Annotated in this window: 2 protein-coding genes; one reads left to right on the plus strand and one right to left on the minus strand. The window is 68.0% G+C overall.

Going from position 1 to position 2,326, the window contains the following annotated elements:
- Positions 1–1,116 (plus strand): IS256 family transposase (locus tag VH969_RS13940; protein ID WP_331974154.1); only part of this gene is annotated, 1,116 nt, incomplete at its 5' end.
- 229 nt (positions 1,117–1,345) lie between these two features.
- Here the strand turns inward: VH969_RS13940 and VH969_RS13945 are convergent.
- Positions 1,346–2,062 (minus strand): DUF222 domain-containing protein, encoded by a 717-nt coding sequence (locus VH969_RS13945; RefSeq protein ID WP_331974155.1) that lies wholly within the window; start codon positions 2,060–2,062, stop codon positions 1,346–1,348.
- Between the last annotated feature and the right edge of the window lie 264 nt (positions 2,063–2,326).

The raw sequence follows: 2,326 nt of genomic DNA on the forward strand, positions 1-2,326 counted from the left end.
TCCGGCAACTCGCGGAACGGGTCGACGCCGAAGCGGCTCGGCACCGAGGTCGGCGACATCGATCTGGCCACCCCCCGCGACCGGAACGGCAGCTTCGAGCCGAGGCTGGTGCCGAAGGGCGAGCGACGCCTCGACGGCCTCTCGGAGATGGTCATCAGCTTGTATGCGAAGGGGATGACGGTCCGCGACATTCAGCACCATCTGCAGGCCACGATCGGCAGCGACTTGTCGCACGAGACGATCTCCAACATCACCGACGCCGTCGCCGGGGAGGTGGCCGCCTGGCAGGCCCGGCCGCTGGATCCGATCTACCCGATCATCTACCTCGACGCGCTGGTGGTGAAGGTCCGCGACAACCACCAGGTCCGGAACAAGGCGGCGCACATTGCGGTCGGGGTCGACACCGACGGGATCAAGCACGTCCTGGGCATCTGGGTGCAGTCGGTTGAGGGCGCAAAGTTCTGGCTGGGTGTGCTGTCCGAGCTGCGCAACCGCGGCGTCCGCGACGCACTGATCGTGTGCTGCGACGGGCTGACCGGTTTCGCCGACGCGATCGAGGCGACCTGGCCGAAGGCGGTCGTGCAGACCTGCGTCGTGCACCTGATCCGGGCCTCGATGCGGTTCATCTCCTACAGCGACCGGAAGGCCGTGGCGGCGGCGCTGCGGCCCGTCTACACCGCCGCGACGATCGAGGCCGCGGCGGCCGAGCTCGACATCTTCGAAGGCTCGAACTGGGGCAAGAAGTACCCGGCCACGGTGGCGACCTGGCGCAACGCGTGGGAGCGGTTCATCCCGTTCTTGGAGTTCCCTCCTCAGGTCCGGCGGATCATCTACACCACGAACAGCATCGAGTCGCTGAACTACCAGCTCCGCAAGATCATCAAGAACCGGGGCCACTTCCCCAACGACGACGCCGTGATCAAACTGCTCTGGTTGGCGATCCGCGACATCGAAGCCAAACGAGCTGCCGAACGCGCCAAGGAAGCCGGCCGGCCCAAGGGCGAGTCCCGCAGTGCACCGCCCCGACTCGTCGAGGGCGGCACCGTGCAGGGCTGGAACCAGGCCCTCGGCGCCCTCGCCATCGCCTTCCCCGGCCGCCTGGACGCGGCGCTGTGACCCGGCTCAGCCTGACCGTGGACCGAGCTCACCAGCTGCTGAGAGTGCTCACCGCAGCCCACGACCTGCTCCGCGACCACTCCGTCCGCATCGACAACGAAACCGTTGTCCGGATCAGCGTCCTCGAGCCGGCCGCCGGCGACGTCTTGACCGAGCAGCTCCAACAAGCCCTCAGCCACCTCCACAGCCGGCTCTACAAACCAAGGAAAGCCCAAGAATCAACGAACGTTTACACAGAAAATTTGACAAGCTCGCAGGCGACGCCTTGTTCGACCGGCAGGTAGCCCGACAGCCAGGTCATGGTGTCCGGGGCGGGCCGGATGCTGACCCGGCGGTGTTTGCGTTCGGTCTTGCCGCGTTCGGTGTAACCCTCCGGGTCAGCGGCGTAGGCGCGGGTCCTGGCCCGGACCAGAACGGCCCGCACCCCGAGGGTGTCGATGCGGTCGTCGTCGACCAGCTTCCGGTCTACCGTCCGGCGGGTGGTGGAGTCGAGGTGCCGGGTCTCGGTGACGACCTGCTGCGCGGCCCACTCCGACAACCGGCCGTGGGCCATCAGGTCGAGGGTGGCGGGCAGGTGGTGCCAGAGCGCCCACGCGCGTTCGAGCCGGCGGGAGCCTTCGGTGGGGGAGACGTGGCAGGCGAGGGCGACCTGGTCGGCGATCCCGCGACCGACGGTCGCGGGGTCCCAGCCGTCACCACGCTGGGCGTCGATCTGGGCTTCCCGGAACCGGACGATCTTGGCCGCCTTCACCGCGGCGGCGGCCGCCTGGATCTGTTCCAGGACGGCGATCTGGTCGATCAACGCCGGACTGTCGGCGGTCTCGTGCGCGCGGCAGTCGGCGAACTCCAGGCCGAGGCCGGTGAGGATGTGGCGCAGCCATCCGGTCGCCGGATCCTGCTCCGGCGACCGCTCGAGTGCCTCGACTGGCACCACTGCCGCAACCACGACACCAACGCTAGAACCCACCACTGACACTTTTCGAAAGCTTGGTCGATCGAAGGCGGGAAACCCTGAAGTGCTCGTTCATGCGGGACGCGCCGCCGCGATGGAGAAGAGCGCGCCCATGCCGAAACTGGTTGCGCCGAGGTTGGTCAGCGAGGCGACCAAGCCCTCAGTGCCCGCTGACCCGGGCGTACGTCCCAGCGAGGAACGGGGTCAACGCACCCTCCGGCGCAACGCCCAGTGTGATCCGGTAGTCCAGCTGTCCCC

The sequence above is a fragment of the Actinophytocola sp. genome, assembly GCF_036555685.1.
Classification (GTDB): Bacteria; Actinomycetota; Actinomycetes; order Mycobacteriales; family Pseudonocardiaceae; genus Actinophytocola.